The sequence below is a fragment of the Lentzea sp. NPDC004789 genome, from assembly GCF_053601075.1.
Genome location: NZ_JBSGBE010000025.1, coordinates 53,174 through 67,166, shown reverse-complemented (window position 1 = coordinate 67,166; position 13,993 = coordinate 53,174). Strand labels below are relative to the sequence as shown.

General features: G+C 68.4%; 16 protein-coding genes and 2 tRNA genes. 10 read left to right on the top strand and 8 right to left on the bottom strand.

Going from position 1 to position 13,993, the window contains the following annotated elements:
- The first annotated feature begins 29 nt into the window (after positions 1-29).
- On the top strand, positions 30-1,244 hold the full coding sequence (locus ACWEIJ_RS39390; RefSeq protein ID WP_449842379.1) for a GNAT family N-acetyltransferase: 1,215 nt from the start codon (positions 30-32) through the stop codon (positions 1,242-1,244).
- Between the two features lie 56 nt (positions 1,245-1,300).
- The gene (locus ACWEIJ_RS39385; RefSeq protein ID WP_449842378.1) at positions 1,301-2,053 is read left to right on the top strand and encodes a hypothetical protein; all 753 of its coding nucleotides are present in this window, start codon (positions 1,301-1,303) and stop codon (positions 2,051-2,053) included.
- A 66-nt stretch (positions 2,054-2,119) separates the two neighbouring features.
- Here the strand turns inward: ACWEIJ_RS39385 and ACWEIJ_RS39380 are convergent, their stop codons facing one another.
- Positions 2,120-2,920, bottom strand: coding sequence for an Fpg/Nei family DNA glycosylase (locus ACWEIJ_RS39380; RefSeq protein ID WP_449842377.1), 801 nt, complete (start codon positions 2,918-2,920; stop codon positions 2,120-2,122).
- Entirely contained in the window at positions 2,913-3,365 is a 453-nt protein-coding gene (locus tag ACWEIJ_RS39375; protein WP_449842376.1) for a ribose-5-phosphate isomerase, read from the bottom strand. The genes ACWEIJ_RS39380 and ACWEIJ_RS39375 overlap by 8 nt, the downstream gene beginning before the upstream one ends.
- Positions 3,366-3,392: 27 nt before the next feature.
- Between ACWEIJ_RS39375 and ACWEIJ_RS39370 the strand changes: the two genes are divergently transcribed.
- Together ACWEIJ_RS39370 and ACWEIJ_RS39365 are read left to right on the top strand one after the other, a co-directional pair.
- Positions 3,393-4,052 (top strand): 2-phosphosulfolactate phosphatase, encoded by a 660-nt coding sequence (locus tag ACWEIJ_RS39370; RefSeq protein WP_449842375.1) that lies wholly within the window; start codon positions 3,393-3,395, stop codon positions 4,050-4,052.
- On the top strand, positions 4,049-4,696 hold the full coding sequence (locus tag ACWEIJ_RS39365; protein WP_449842374.1) for an MBL fold metallo-hydrolase: 648 nt from the start codon (positions 4,049-4,051) through the stop codon (positions 4,694-4,696). The genes ACWEIJ_RS39370 and ACWEIJ_RS39365 overlap by 4 nt, the downstream gene beginning before the upstream one ends.
- On the opposite strand, the gene ACWEIJ_RS39360 is transcribed toward ACWEIJ_RS39365, so the two are convergent.
- Entirely contained in the window at positions 4,677-5,024 is a 348-nt protein-coding gene (locus ACWEIJ_RS39360) for a histidine triad nucleotide-binding protein (protein ID WP_449842373.1), read from the bottom strand. The two genes, ACWEIJ_RS39365 and ACWEIJ_RS39360, sit on opposite strands and share 20 nt — an antisense overlap.
- A gap of 83 nt (positions 5,025-5,107) precedes the next feature.
- Between ACWEIJ_RS39360 and ACWEIJ_RS39355 the strand changes: the two genes are divergently transcribed.
- Positions 5,108-5,233 (top strand): hypothetical protein, encoded by a 126-nt coding sequence (locus tag ACWEIJ_RS39355; protein WP_449842372.1) that lies wholly within the window; start codon positions 5,108-5,110, stop codon positions 5,231-5,233.
- A gap of 13 nt (positions 5,234-5,246) precedes the next feature.
- Here ACWEIJ_RS39355 and ACWEIJ_RS39350 read toward each other — a convergent pair whose 3' ends face one another.
- Together ACWEIJ_RS39350 and ACWEIJ_RS39345 are read right to left on the bottom strand one after the other, a co-directional pair.
- Positions 5,247-5,582, bottom strand: a complete 336-nt coding sequence (locus ACWEIJ_RS39350; RefSeq protein ID WP_449842371.1) for a VOC family protein — start codon at positions 5,580-5,582, stop codon at positions 5,247-5,249.
- On the bottom strand, positions 5,579-5,881 hold the full coding sequence (locus ACWEIJ_RS39345) for a winged helix-turn-helix transcriptional regulator (protein ID WP_449842370.1): 303 nt from the start codon (positions 5,879-5,881) through the stop codon (positions 5,579-5,581). The genes ACWEIJ_RS39350 and ACWEIJ_RS39345 overlap by 4 nt, the downstream gene beginning before the upstream one ends.
- Positions 5,882-5,938: 57 nt before the next feature.
- On the opposite strand from ACWEIJ_RS39345, the gene ACWEIJ_RS39340 reads away from it, so the two are divergent.
- Entirely contained in the window at positions 5,939-6,493 is a 555-nt protein-coding gene (locus ACWEIJ_RS39340; RefSeq protein WP_449842369.1) for an NAD(P)-dependent oxidoreductase, read from the top strand.
- Between the two features lie 539 nt (positions 6,494-7,032).
- On the opposite strand, the gene ACWEIJ_RS39335 is transcribed toward ACWEIJ_RS39340, so the two are convergent.
- Positions 7,033-7,103 (bottom strand) — tRNA-Gly (locus tag ACWEIJ_RS39335).
- A 63-nt stretch (positions 7,104-7,166) separates the two neighbouring features.
- Between ACWEIJ_RS39335 and ACWEIJ_RS39330 the strand changes: the two genes are divergently transcribed.
- Positions 7,167-7,240 (top strand) — tRNA-Pro (locus ACWEIJ_RS39330).
- 79 nt (positions 7,241-7,319) lie between these two features.
- On the opposite strand, the gene ACWEIJ_RS39325 is transcribed toward ACWEIJ_RS39330, so the two are convergent.
- Positions 7,320-8,057 (bottom strand): alpha/beta hydrolase family protein, encoded by a 738-nt coding sequence (locus tag ACWEIJ_RS39325; RefSeq protein ID WP_449842368.1) that lies wholly within the window; start codon positions 8,055-8,057, stop codon positions 7,320-7,322.
- A 19-nt stretch (positions 8,058-8,076) separates the two neighbouring features.
- On the opposite strand from ACWEIJ_RS39325, the gene ACWEIJ_RS39320 reads away from it, so the two are divergent.
- Positions 8,077-9,843 (top strand): hypothetical protein, encoded by a 1,767-nt coding sequence (locus ACWEIJ_RS39320; RefSeq protein ID WP_449842367.1) that lies wholly within the window; start codon positions 8,077-8,079, stop codon positions 9,841-9,843.
- Here ACWEIJ_RS39320 and ACWEIJ_RS39315 read toward each other — a convergent pair.
- Positions 9,840-10,784, bottom strand: coding sequence for an ABC transporter substrate-binding protein (locus ACWEIJ_RS39315; RefSeq protein WP_449842366.1), 945 nt, complete (start codon positions 10,782-10,784; stop codon positions 9,840-9,842). The genes ACWEIJ_RS39320 and ACWEIJ_RS39315 overlap by 4 nt on opposite strands.
- Positions 10,785-11,147: 363 nt before the next feature.
- Between ACWEIJ_RS39315 and ACWEIJ_RS39310 the strand changes: the two genes are divergently transcribed.
- Positions 11,148-12,065 (top strand): quaternary amine ABC transporter ATP-binding protein, encoded by a 918-nt coding sequence (locus ACWEIJ_RS39310; protein ID WP_449842365.1) that lies wholly within the window; start codon positions 11,148-11,150, stop codon positions 12,063-12,065.
- Positions 12,065-13,987 carry an ABC transporter permease gene (locus ACWEIJ_RS39305; protein WP_449842364.1) on the top strand — a complete coding sequence of 641 codons (1,923 nt, stop codon included), beginning with the start codon at positions 12,065-12,067 and terminating at the stop codon, positions 13,985-13,987. The genes ACWEIJ_RS39310 and ACWEIJ_RS39305 overlap by 1 nt, the downstream gene beginning before the upstream one ends.
- Positions 13,988-13,993: the final 6 nt, after the last annotated feature.

Genomic DNA, 13,993 nt, shown 5'->3' with positions numbered 1-13,993 from the left:
GACGGCCGTGGCGGCGTATCACTGCTGCCATGGCTGACTCGGCGCTGAGCATCAGGACCGTCACCGAAGCCGACATCCCGGAGCTCTCGCGGGTGATGGCGTGGGCGTTCCTCGACGACCCCCGAGGCGTGGACAGCAAGTGGCTCAAGGTCCTGGAACACGACCGGGCGCACGCGGTCCTCGACGGTGCCGAGATCATCGGCACGGCGGGGATCCTGACCAGGGAGATCACCGTCCCCGGCGGCCTGCAGGCACCTGTCGGCGCGGTGACCGTCGTGACGGTCAAACCGGGCCACCGGCGGCGCGGCGTCGCGTCGTTGCTGATGAGGACGCAGCTGCACGGCATGCACGAGTCGGGTGAACCGATCGCGATCCTCTGGGCGTCGGAGGGCTCGATCTACCGCCGGTTCGGCTACGGCGAGCTCGCCACCAGCATCAACCGGATGACGATGCCGACGCGGATGCCGTTCCACCCCGGCGTCTCGGTGAGCGGCACGCGGATCCGGCAGGTGACCCGCGAGGAGGCGCTGCCGTTCATGCGCGAGGTGCACGACCGGGTGCGGCGCACGCGGGTCGGCTGGCTGAGCCGGGTCGAGGCGACCTGGGACGTCCAGCTCGCCGACCGCGAGATCGACCGCGACGGCCTGACCTCCTACCGGTACTGCCTGCACCCCGAGGGGTACGTGGTGTTCCGGGTCAAGGGCGGCGGCAGCTCGCGCGGGCCGGCTGACGAGCTGCACGTGCGGGAGCTGGTGTGCGAGACCGAGCAGGCGTACGTCGACCTGTACCGGTTCCTGCTGGACATCGACCTGGCGGCGGAGATCTCGTTCTACACCGCCACCGACGACCCGATCCTGCACATGGTCGACAACCCGCGGCACGTGAGCCGCGACCTCGGCGACGCGCTGTGGCTGCGGATCGTCGACGTCGACCGGGCTCTGCCGCTGCGGCGCTATTCGTCCGATGTGGACACCGTGCTCGCTGTCGAGGACTCGTTCTGCCCGTGGAACACCGGCCGTTGGCGCTTCACGGTGAAGGGCGGGGAAGCGGTCGTGTCCCGCACCGAGGACCCGGCGGACGTGTCGCTCGACATCGCGTCGCTCGGCAGCGCTTACCTCGGCGGGGTAAGGCTTTCCGTCCTCAGGCGGGCACATCGTGTGGTTGAGCACACACCAGGACATGTGGATGCGCTGACGATGGCGTTCCTCGGTGCGTATGAGCCGCATTGCCCTGAGGTGTTCTGACGGAACTACGGCCAGCGTCTACTCGTTGACGGTTTACCGGGTGTGGGAGGTAAGCCGTGGGCACCATCGTGTGGGTGGTTGTACTCGTTCTGCTGATCGCGGGCGTGTTCTACCTGGTCAGCCAGAGCAACGCGCGCAAGGCGCGGGAGCTCGACGACGCCAAGGCGGAGGCCCGCCGGTGGGTCGAGCGGCTGGGCGGCCAGGTGATGAGCCTCACGGGCTCGAACGCCGCGTCCACGCAGGCGCTGGCCGACGCGTCCGAGCGCTTCACCGCCGCCGGGTCGCAGATGGAGCAGGCGCGCACGATCCCGCAGGCGCGGCTCGTCACCGAGACCGCGATGGAGGGCCTGCACTACGTCCGCGCCGCGCGTGAGGCGATGGGCATGGACCCCGGTCCGGCGCTGCCCGAGAACGCGGGCCAGAAGCAGGCCGGTGCCGTCAGCGAGGACCGTCAGGTCACCGTCGAGGGCCACCAGTACGCCGCGTCGCCGCACTCCGGTGCCGGCACGCCCTACTACTACCCCGGCGGCATGGTCGCCGGACGTCCGGTGCCGCGTGGCTGGTACTCCGAGCCGTGGTGGAAGCCCGCGCTCGTGGCCGGTGCTTGGGGCGTGGGCACGTTCCTGCTGATGGACGCCATGTTCTCCGGCATGCACGGCATCGGTGACTACGGCATGGGCGCCGGGGACTTCGGCGGCGACACGTTCGGTGACTTCGGCGGTGGCGACTTCGGTGGTGACTTCGGGGGCGCGGACATGGGTGACGCCGGCGGCTTCGACTTCGGCGACATGGGCGGTTTCGACTTCTGACCGGTTTAAGTGCTCATCAAATGAGCACTTTCCAGCCGGCCCCCAACCCACCCACCGACCAAAATTTCAGGGCTGGCAGACCGGGCACCAGAAGAGGTTGCGCGCCGCCAGTTCCGCGGTCAGGACCTCGGTGCCGCAGACCAGGCACGGCTCCCCGGCACGGCGGTAGACGTACACCTCACCGCCGTGCCGATCCACGCGCGGCGCACGCCCCATGGCGCGCGGCATGTGTTCGGGGCGGACGGTGTTGATCTGCCCGACCTTGACGCCGTCCTTCATCAGCACGACGAGGTCGTCCCACAACGCGTCCCAGAGCTCACGGCTGACCTTGTTGCCGACCAGCAGCGGGTTCACGTTGTGCCGGAAGAGGACTTCGGCGCGGTAGACGTTGCCGACGCCCGCGAGGACCTTCTGGTCCATCAACAGCACGGCGAGCGGCTGCTTCGACCGGATGATCCGCTCGTAGGCGCGGTCCGAATCGGCGTCCTTGCGCAACGGGTCCGGCCCGAGCCGCTCGCGGATCGCCTTGACCTCGTCCCTGTTGAGCACTTCACACGCCGTCGGGCCACGCAGGTCCGTCCAGTGCGTCTCACCGACCATGCGCATGCGGACCTGGCCCACGGGGAGCAGGACCGGCAACGGCGACTCGGTGAACGTGCCGTACAGGCCGAGATGCACGTGCACGATGGCGTCGGGGCCGTAGACGTGGAACAGGTGCTTGCCGTGGGCCTCGGCGCGGACCAGCTTGCGTCCGTCCACAAGGGACGCGGAGAAGCGGCCCTGTGGACTCGTGACGGACACCGGCTTGCCCGCGTAACGGCGCTGGTGCAGCCGCGCGAGGCGGTGCAGCGTGTGGCCCTCAGGCACGCTTGCTCTCGTAGTCACCGACCTGGTCGATGCGGCGCTGGTGCCTGGCATCGCCGGAGAACTCGGTCTTGAGGAACGCCGAGACGATCTCGGTCGCCTCCTCGGCGGTGTGCTGCCGGGCACCGATGCCGACGAGGTTGGCGTCGTTGTGCTGGCGGGCGAGCTGGGCGGTGTCGACGTTCCACGCGAGTGCCGCGCGGGCGCCCTTCACCTTGTTCGCGGCGATCTGCTCACCGTTGCCGGAGCCGCCGATCACCACGCCGAGGCTGCCGGGGTTCGCGACGACCTGCTCGGCGGCGTCGATGCAGAACGACGGGTAGTCGTCGAGGGCGTCGTACTCGTGGGCGCCGACGTCGACGACCTCGTAGCCCTGCTCCTTGAGAGCCGTGATCAGGTGGGACTTCAGCTCGAAGCCCGCGTGGTCTGCTGCCAGATAAACGCGCACGTCCGGGAGTCTGGCACGCTGGCGGACATGTTTGCTCAGGAGGGGTACCAGCTGAAGCTGGAGTGGGGGCCTGAGGGCGTCGACGTGCTGCGGGGCTGTGACGTGCTGGTCGTGGTGGACGTGTTGTCGTTCACGACCTCCGTCGACCTGGTGGTCGGCAACGGTGGCCAGGTCCGGCCGTCGCGCTGGAAGCCGCGGAACGGCACGCTGCGACCAGCATCACTCGTCGACGCGACCGGCCTGGTGGAGCTGCCGTCCCCGAACGGGTCGAACCTGTGCGCGCTGGCTGCCGAGACCGGCGCGCACGTGCTCGCGGCCTGTCTGCGCAACGCTCCGGCGGTGGCGAAGCGGGCGCAGGAACTGGGCGGCACGATCGGCGTCATCCCCGGTGGCGAGCGGTGGGGCCTCAACATGGCGGGAGTGGGGGAGACGTTCGGTCCGCTGCGGCCGTGCGTCGAGGACTACCTGGGCGCGGGCGCCGTGCTGGCCGAGCTGTCCGGTTCCGCCTCGCCCGAGGCTCAGCTCGCGGTGACGGCGTTCCGCAACACCGACGTGGCGGCTGCCGTGCGGGCGTGCGGATCCGGGCAGGAGCTGATCGCGCACGGGCACGCGGCGGACGTGGAGCTGGCGGTGCAGCTCGGGGTCAGCGCTGCGGTGCCGGTGCTGGTCGACGGAGTGCTCGGGTGACCGAGGCGCTGATCGAGATCGCCGATGGGGTGTTCATCAAGCGGCACAGCGAGCTCGACCTCACGCTGGGACTCGTCACCGGATCCGGTGATGCGCTGCTGGTGGACTCCGGGATGGACCCGGCGCTCGCCGCCGAGCTGCGTTCGGCAGGGGTGCATCCGTCCCGGATCGTGTTGACGCACAACCACTTCGACCACGTGCTGGCGACCGAGGCGTTCCTGCCGTGCGAGGTGTGGGCGCACGAGGACTGCGTGATCGACGAGTCGCTGCTCGACAGTCGCGCGGTGTACTACCCGGAGCCGTTCGAGGGCACGCTGATCGCGCCCACGCACACGTTCCGCGACACCGTCACGCTGGACGTCGGCGGGCGCAGGGTCGACCTGCACCACTTCGGTCCCGCGCACAGCTCGCACGACGTGGTCGTGCACGTGCCGGACGTCGGGGTGGTGTTCGCGGGCGACCTCGTCGAGGAGGGCGCGGAGGCCCAGGCGGGTTCGGACGCGACGCCGTCGAACTGGCGGCACGTGCTGGATCTGATGCTGGAGCTGAACCCGCGGATCGTGGTGCCGGGCCACGGCAACCCGGTCGACGTCCGGTTCGTCCGGGAGATGGCGATCCCGGCCGCTAACCCGGAGGCCAGGTGAGGCCGCGGCCGCCCAGGACGTGGCAGTGCACGTGGAAGACGGTCTGGCCGCCGTCCCTGCCGGTGTTGAACACCAGCCGGTAGCCGGACTCGTCGATGCCCTCGGCCTTGGCGACCTGGTGCGCGGTGGCGAGGATCTGCCCCGCGAGCACCGGGTCGACGTCGCCGATGGCCCGGTGGTGCTCCTTGGGGATCACCAGCACGTGCGTGGGCGCCTTGGGGTCGATGTCGCGGAAGGCGAGCGTCGCGTCGGTCTCCGTCACCACGGTCGCCGGGATCTCGCCCGCGACGATGCGGCAGAACAGGCAATCAGGGGCGCTGTCGGTCACCCCCGGCACGGTAGTCGGCCGGGGCCATCAGCACGGTATTGGGCCCGTTGGGCTCTGTTGTTCTGGCCCGCCAGGGATGAATCATGGCTGGGGTGAAGGGCGCCAAACTGCTGGTCATCGTTCGGTGCCTCATCAGTTTCGCGATCGGCGTGCTGCTCGTGATCCTCGCGATCCGTTTCGGTGAGGCGCTGTGGCGGGCGGTCCAGTAGCCCTCGTTCTTCCTCAGTGGACGAAACAGAACTCGTTGCCCTCGGGATCGCGCATCACCTGGAAGCTGCCCTGCTCGTCCGTGACGACCACGCCTTCGCGGGTGGCGCCGAGGTTCACCGCCTTCACGACGGCGGCCTCGATGTCGTCGACCTCGAAGTCGAGGTGCAGCCGGTTCTTGACGTCCTTGCGCTCCGGCACGGGCTGGAACGACATCCGCGGGCAGCCGGGCGGCTCGACGTGGGCCCACCCGTGGGCGCGCTCGACGGGTTCGCCGCCGAGCAGCTCGGCCCAGAACCGCACGAGGCGGGCGGGCTCGTTGCTGTCGACGACGATCTGTTCCAGCCTCACGTCTTCACCAGGTTCTCTCGGGCCCACTCGCAGCAGAGGTCGAGCAGTCCCAGCAACTTGCGCCCCTGCTCGGTCAGCTCGTACTCGACGCGCGGCGGGTTCTCGTCGTACTCGGTCCGCGTGACCGCGCCATCGCGCTCCATGGCCCGCAACGTCTCGGTGAGCACTTTGGCCGTCACCACCGGCATCTCCGCACGCAACTCCGTGAACCGCCGACGCCCGCCGTGCAGCCCTCGCAACACGTGCGCGGTCCACTTGTCACCGATGCGGTACGGGAGTTCTCCGTGCTCGCATTTCACCTGCTCACCCCCGATATCGTTGCGGAAACCGGACACCCGCACCCTACCGTCGCGCTCATGGCGAAGATCGTTGTTTTCGGCGCGTACGGACAGGCCGGCCGCGAGATCGCGGCAGTGGCGGAGGCGCGTGGCCACGAGGTCACGAAGATCGGCAGGAATCCCGGCGTGCAGGCCGCGGCCGAGGTGGCCGCGGGCTACGACGTCGCGGTGAGCGCGGTGTTCGACCCGTCGCGAGATCCGGCGGAGTTCTACACCGAGGCGGCGCGCGCCCTGGTGGCGTCCGGTGCCGGCCGGATCATCGTGATCGGCATCTACCCGCTCCTGGAGACCGCACCGGGCGTGCGAGCGGTGGACTCCCCGGACTTCCCACCCGAGCACCGCCCGTTCTGCCTGGGCCACGCAGCCGGCGTGCAGGTGCTGGCGAACTCCGCCGCGAACTGGCTGGTGATGAGCCCAGTGGGCATGTTCGGCGGCACCCCCACCGGCCGCTACCGCCTGGGCAAGGCCAACCCGTCCGACCAACTGACCTACCAGGACTTCGCCCTGGCCGTCCTGGACGAACTGGAACACCCCACCCACCACCAAACCCAACTGGGCGTCTCCTCATCCTGACCCAGACCTCAAGCCTGACGGAACGGGCACGGCGCGCCAGCCTGGTTCGACGGCGTGGTGTAACGACACGGTCGACGGTGATGGCGTCCCGCGGCGCTGGCCGAAGGCGTTGCGTGGCGCTGTGTGGTTGGGCGCTGTGGCGACACGGCGTCACAACCCCATCCGCCACCAACCGAAATCCCCAGCCGACCCGAGCCGGGACGACCGCATGCCTTAAGGCGACTCGACCGCGAAGGCGGCCGGATCGCCCAAGGCGATTCGAACAGCCAAGGCGACTTGTCCGCCCAAGGTGACCACGCACCCAAGGGCGATCCACCCGCCAAAGGCAACTCGTCCACCCAAGGCGCCCCATCACCAAAGCCCCAGCCAAAGGTGACCCCCGCCAAAGGCGACTCAATCTCCCAAGTTGTGACCCAACTCATATGGGGGTCCGGGGGCGAGCCCCCGGCTGGGGGTCTGGGGGCTCGGCCCCCAGATAAAAACACGAGAGGCCGACGGGGGTCTGCGCTCTCCGCAGACACTCGTCGGCCTCGGCCGCGAGCGGGCGACGGGAATCGAACCCGCGTAGCTAGTTTGGAAGACTAGGGCTCTACCATTGAGCTACGCCCGCGTTGCCGCCCCTGGTAGGGGCTGCGGTCAATACCTTAGCGGAGGGCGGTAAGCTTGTTCCAACCGGGGCGTGGCGCAGTTTGGTAGCGCACCCGCTTTGGGAGCGGGGGGTCGCAGGTTCAAATCCTGTCGCCCCGATCGGTTGGCGAAACCCGTGGCGTCTTGCGCTGCGGGTTTTCGCATCTCAGGGCGTGCGGGGCGGCAGGTAGCGGCTGGCTCAGGCGGCGAGCACTTCGGCGACGTAGGTGGCGTCCGCGCGGGTGGTCAGCAGGTGGTCGGCGCCGTCGAGTGACACGAATGACTTGGGGTGGCGGGCGGCGTCGAAGATGATGCGCGCGTTGTCGATGCCGACCAGGTCGTCCTGTGGTGAGTGCATGACGAGCAGTGCGCGGTTGAGGCCTGCGATGCACGCGGTTTGGTTCTGGTGCTTGATGTCGTGCAGGAAGTCGTTGCTGATCCGGAACGGTCGTCCGGCGAGCTGCACTTCGGCGCTGCCGCGGGTTTCGATCTCCGCTGTGGCCGGGCCGAGCAGGTGTTGGACGTGGGTGGTGTCGGCGGGTGCGCCGATGGTGACGACGGCACGGGTTTCCCGGATGCGGGTGGCGGCGGCCAGGACGGCGGCGCCGCCGAGGGAGTGTCCGATGAGGACGCTTGGTGCGGCGATGGTGTCGCGCAGGTGGTTGGCGGCGCAGACGAGGTCGTCGCGGTTGGACGTGAAGGTGGTGTTGGCGAAGTCGCCGCCGGACTGGCCCAGGCCGGTGAAGTCGAAGCGCAGGACGGCGACGCCGCGGTCGGCGAGGGCGCGGGAGATGCGGGTGGCGGCGACCGAGTCCTTGCCGCAGGTGAAGCAGTGGGCGAACACCGCGGTCGCCGTGATGTCTCCTGCGGGCAGTTCGAGGCTGCCTGCCAGCGGCTGACCGTGGATGCCCGCGAAGACGGCTTTCCGGTTGTCCATGACCTCTATGGTGCGTCACGTGCGCTACCAGTACCTCGATGCCCGGTTGCGGCAGGCCTTCGACGATGCCGGGCTCGACCGCGGGCAACGGGCGTTGCTGCAGGGTGTGCTGCGCGCGCTTGATCCCGATGCGCATCTCGGTGAGCACGTGGCGGGGCTCAACAGCGCGTTTCTGGCGGTGACGCGGGCGCGGACCGCGCTCGACAGTCACGTGACCGAGGATCAGCCGCGGTGGAATCTGTTGCGGCGCATCGTCACCACGTCGCTCGCGTGCGTCGACGCCGCCAAGCCCGCGTATGCGCATGGTGGCGCCGCGGAACTGAAGGAGGCGCGGCGGACGCTGTTGGAGGTCGACGCGGCCATCGTGGCGGACGGGCAGAGGTTCGATCCTCAGGTCGCGGCCGCGGCGGCGCGGAAGCTCGACCCGCGGGCGCTGGAGGCGGCGGTCAAGCAGTGGATCACTCCACTGTGGAACGGGGTGGAGCTTCCGCTGCGCGCCAGGATGATCGCGGAGGTGGCGGTCGTCGTGGCGGTGCACGGCCGGGATGGGAGGCATCTGCGTGCCGACCTGTTGCGGTGGCTCAAGAATCCGACGGATCTGCACGAGGTGCTCTGGCCGCGGCCGCGCAGGCACGTGGTGGCGTTGGTGGTGCGCGGCGCACGGGTGTTGCGGCATTTGGACGGGTTGTTGCCGGAGGCGAGGCAGGAACCGTTGCACCGCAACAGGTTGCCGAAGGACGACTTCCTCAAGGACGCCGTGGACGGCTCGTCGGTGCTGGTGCGGCTGCCGGTCGAGGCGGCGGACGCGCACACGGCGGCGTTGCTCGGCAGGCGGGTGCTCGGTGAGGTGCTCGACCAGTACGCGGCGGGGGAGCGGCTCACCGAGCTGAGCATCGCGCCGCTGTGGCAGGTCAGCGGTCCGACCGGGCGTGTCACGCGCGGTACCGAGCATCAGCGCACGCTCAACAACGCCTACCCGCTCACCGCGTACTGGCCTGCTGAGCTGCGCAGTGCGATGCGGGTGGCGAACCTGGCCAGGCAGGTCCAGGCGAGCAGGGCGCCGATGGCCAGCGCGGGGCTCGCGTGGAGTGCGCTGGAGGCGACCGGTCTGGATCCGAGCAGGATCGGGTGGCTGGCGAAGGCGTGCGCGCTGCAGATGTTGCGGCAGCACCTGGTCAGCCTGCACGTGATCGTGACCAATCACGACAGCCGGCTGCGTGCGGAGCTCGACGCTCACGTTCCGACGACCGGGGTGAAGCACCACCTGAGGTCCGTGGACGCCTGGCTGGAGGTGCTGATCCCGCACAACCGCCCGAAAGGACAGCTCAAGGCCGCGCAGGACGCCGTCACGGCGCTGGCCGAGAACGAGGGTGGACTGGTGCGGGACCTGGTCGAGCTCTGGCGGGCCAGGCTCGCCGACTCCCGTGCCCTCGCGCGGTGGTTGCAGGAGCAGGAGGACACCGCCGCGGCGGTGCTGGAATGGCTTTACGTCACGCGGAACCTGGCGTTTCACGCGGGCCGGTTCGCCACGCCCGTCGACGAGCTGACCGCTCAGGCCGGTCAGGCCGTCGCGGATCTGACGCTCGAGTTCCTCGGGAACTGGCGGACCGTGGAAAGACAGCGGGGCGAGCCCGAGACGGCAGTCGTGGAGATCTACCGCAGGCTCGCCCAGCGTTGCGACCAGCTGGAGGCCCGGCTCAAGCGAGCCGGGTCCGTCCGCAGGCTCAGCGTCGAGGACATCTCCGGCCCCGACGAGAAGTGGTGGTCAAGGGTGGTGCGCGGCTAGGGCTTGGCCTTGGTGAGCCAGTCCTCGACGCGGTCGGGGTTGGCCTCGACCCACCGCTTCGCCGCCTCGTCGGGCGACATCTTGTACTTGGCGATGAACGACGCGACCGTGTCCTGCTCGTCGTTGCTCCACTGGAAGTTCTGCACGAGCCTGGCCGCGGGGCCGCCCTTGTCCACGAACTTCTTGGAAGCGATCTTGTCGAGCTCGTAGCGCGGGTAGTCGCAGGCGACCTTGGCCGCGTCCGCGTCGCAGCCGGCCTTGTACTCGGGCAGGTCGACCTTGACCAGCTCGATGTCGAGGTGCAGCCACTGCGGTTCGAAGAAGTAGCCGATCAGCGCGGTCTTCTTCTCCTCGGCCTGGCGGAACGCCTTGATCAGCGCCTGTTCGCTGCCCGCGTAGACGACCTTGTAGTTGAGGCCCAGGTTCTTCACCAGCGCTTCGTCGTTGGTCACGTACGAGGGGTCGCCGTCGAGGACCTGGCCCTTGCCGTCGGACTGCGCGGTCTTGAACATGTCCGCGTACTTGTTGAGGTTCTGCCAGTTGGTGATGTCCGGGTACGTCTTCTTCATCCACGGCGGCACGTACCAGCCGATCACGCCCTTGTTGCCGGACGGGCCGATCCGCACGGCGGTGCGCTTCTCGTCGATGTACTTCTGCTTGAGGTCCTCGTGACCCCAGTTCTCCAGGATCACGTCGATCTCGCCGGAGTCGAGGCCCTGCCAGGCGGTCTGCTCGTCGACTTCCTTCTTCGTCACCTTGCAGCCGAGCCGCTTCTCGGCCAGGTAGGCGATGACGGCAGCGTTGGCCTCGTACCCGACCCACGGGTTGACCGCGATGGTGATGGAGCCGCAGGGTTCGGTCGGTGCGGTGGAACTGGTGCGCGGTGCCGACGATGACGTCGATCCGCTGCCGCATCCGGCAATTGTCAACACGAGTGTCATTGCCAGAGCGATTCTGGGGGCTTGCACGAACAGCTCCTCGTCGAGGGGACAGCGGTGCAGGAGACCGCTCAGTTCAGCTTTTCCCGTTCGATCGACGACAGTCAAGTCATGGGATGATTGGTTGTCCACAAAGGATCGAATTTGTATCGGCCCTTGACCGTATCCGTGCGGAGGGCGATGCTGTCGCGCATCGAGAAACGTTGTGCGCAGTCCGCAACAGCCCGCAAGTGTTCCGCAACAGGTTCGGAGTGGTTTGGCGTGGATCCCGTGATTTCGGTCAGGGACCTGTGGAAGGTGTTCGGCTCCAACGCGTCTCAAGTGGTGGCATCGGACGAGCTGAAATCGTTGTCACGCTCGGAGCTGATGGACCGCACAGGTTCGGTCGCCGCCGTGCGCGGAGTGGACTTCGAGGTCGCTCCGGGTGAGATGTTCGTGGTCATGGGCCTGTCCGGCTCCGGCAAGTCCACACTGGTCCGTTGTCTGACGAGGTTGGTGGAACCGACCTCGGGCACGATCATGTTCGAAGGCGAGAACATTCTCGCAGCTGACGCCAAACGTCTGCGTGACCTGCGCAGGAACAAGTTCTCCATGGTGTTCCAGCACTTCGGGTTGCTGCCACATCGGACCGTCGCGGACAACGTCGGTTACGGGCTGGAAATCCGCGGGGTACCACGGGCGAAACGTGGGGAGCGATCGCAGGAAGTGATCGACCTCGTAGGTCTAACGGGCTACGAGAAGTCCTATCCGGATCAACTGTCCGGCGGTATGCAACAGCGCGTTGGTCTTGCTCGCGCGCTCGCCGGTGATCCTGATGTTCTGTTCTTCGACGAACCTTTCTCGGCCCTCGACCCGTTGATCCGCCGCGACATGCAGTCGGAGGTCATCAGGCTGCACCGCGAGGTCGGCAAGACGATGGTCTTCATCACCCACGACCTGAGCGAGGCGCTCAAGCTGGGCGACCGGATCCTGATCATGCGCGACGGCCGGGTCGTCCAGGTCGGCACCGGTGACGAGCTGGTCGGCGCGCCCGCGGACGACTACGTGCGCGACTTCGTGAAGGACGTGCCGCGTTCGCACGTGCTGACGTTGAAGTGGATCATGCGTCCGCCGCGTCCGGACGACGAGCTGGACGGGCCGGAGCTGTCGCCGGAGACCGTGGTGCGCGAGGCCGTGCGCAGCGTGCTCAGCGCCGACAAGCCGGTGAAGGTCGTGCGGGACGGCGAACTGCTGGGTGTGGTGGCGGACGAGGAGATCCTCGGGGTCGTCGCCGGGGAGGCGTGATGGTCGCCGTTGCGGCGCCGCGGCAGGTGCCGCGCAAGGTCGTGGTGGTCGGCGGGATCGTGCTCGCCTGGCTCGTGCTGTGGCTGGTGCTGCGCAACTTCGGGACGTTGCCGCTGGACGCGTCCGAGCTGACCCCGCTGCACCGGTGGATCAACAGCGTCAACGACGCGGTCGGCGCGTCCAGGAACTCGAACCCGGTGTTCCTGTACTTCTTCAACGAGATCCGGCTCGTCATCGACGAGTTCGTGACGTTCGTGCAGGCGTTGATCGCGCAGCCGTCGTTCGGCCGGCCGGTGCCGGTGATCGGCTGGCTCGGCGTGGTCGGGATCGCGGGTTTCGTCAGTCTCGTGGTCGCCGGTTGGCGGGTCGCGCTGCTGGCCGTCGCGGGCTTCGTGTTCCTGGGTCTGCAGGGTCTGTGGCAGGAGAGCATGGACACGCTCGCGCTGACGCTGGCCGCGGTCGTGATCTCGTTGCTGTTCGGCATTCCGCTGGGCATCTGGGCGGGTCTGTCCGATCGGGCCAACCGGGTCATGCAGCCGGTGCTCGACTTCATGCAGACCATGCCGACGTTCGTCTACCTGGCGCCGCTGACGCTGTTCTTCCTGATCGGTCCGGCGTCGGCCACGATCGCCACGCTCGTCTACGCGGCGCCGCCGGCGATCCGGATCACCGCGCACGCGATCCGCTCGGTGCCGCACAACACCGTCGAGGCGTCGGAGTCGCTCGGCGCGACGCGGACGCAGACGCTGGTCAAGGTGCTGCTGCCGTCCGCGCGCAAGACGATCGTGCTCGGCGTCAACCAGACGATCATGGCTGCGCTGTCGATGGTGACGATCGCCGCGCTGATCGACGCGCCGGGTCTCGGCAAGACGGTCGTGAAGGCGTTGCAGACGCTCGACGTCGGCACGGCGTTCAACGCCGGTCTGGCGATCGTGGTGCTGGCGATCGTGCTGGACCGCGTGACCACCGCCGCGACCGAACGCCGCACGTTGCCGCGCTGGGCGTTGTTCGGCGGTCTCGGCGTCACGGCCGTCACCGTCTACTTCTCCTACACCTACCTGTGGGCGGCGGAGTTCCCGGCGGACGTGGAGTTCGGCAGCTCGATCCGCAAGGGCGCGACCGCGGTGACGGAGTGGGCGCAGGACTCGCTGCCGTTCATCACCGGTGGTTTCAAGGACTTCGTCACGTTCGCGTTGATCAACCCGTTGCAGGCGCTGCTGGCCGAGTCGCCGTGGTTCCTGGTGGCGCTGGTGATCGTCGTGCTGTCGTTCCTGATCGGCGGCGTCCGGTCCGCGATCGTGTCCGCCGTGTGCGTCGGTCTGCTGGTCGCGACCGGTCTGTGGCAGGACTCGATGATCACGCTGGCGTCCACTCTGGTCGCCACGATCATGGTGATGGTCCTCGGTGTCGTGGTCGGCGTGTGGATGGGGCGCAGCAGGCGCGCGGACCGGGTCATCCGGCCGGTCCTCGACGCGGGTCAGGTCATGCCGGCGTTCGTGTACCTGGTGCCGTTCCTCGCGCTGTTCGCCGCCACCAGGTTCACGGCGATCATCGCGGCCGTGGTGTTCGCGGCGCCGGTCGCCATCAAGATCATCGCGGACGGTGTGCGGGCTGTCTCGCCCGCGACGGTGGAGGCGTCCACGGCGCTGGGTTCCAGCTCGTGGCAGACGATCGTGAAGGTGCAGCTGCCGATGGCGCGCGGGGCGTTGACGCTCGCCGCCAACCAGGGCCTGATCTACGTGCTCTCGATGGTCGTCGTCGGTGGCCTCGTCGGCGCCGGTGCGCTGGGCTACGACGTGGTGGCTGGTTTCTCGCAGAGCAATTTGTACGGCAAGGGGCTTGCGGCCGGCGTGGCGATCGTCGTGCTGGGCGTGATGCTCGACCGCCTCACCCAGGCGGCCGCCAAGCGGTGGACCAACTAGGAGGTT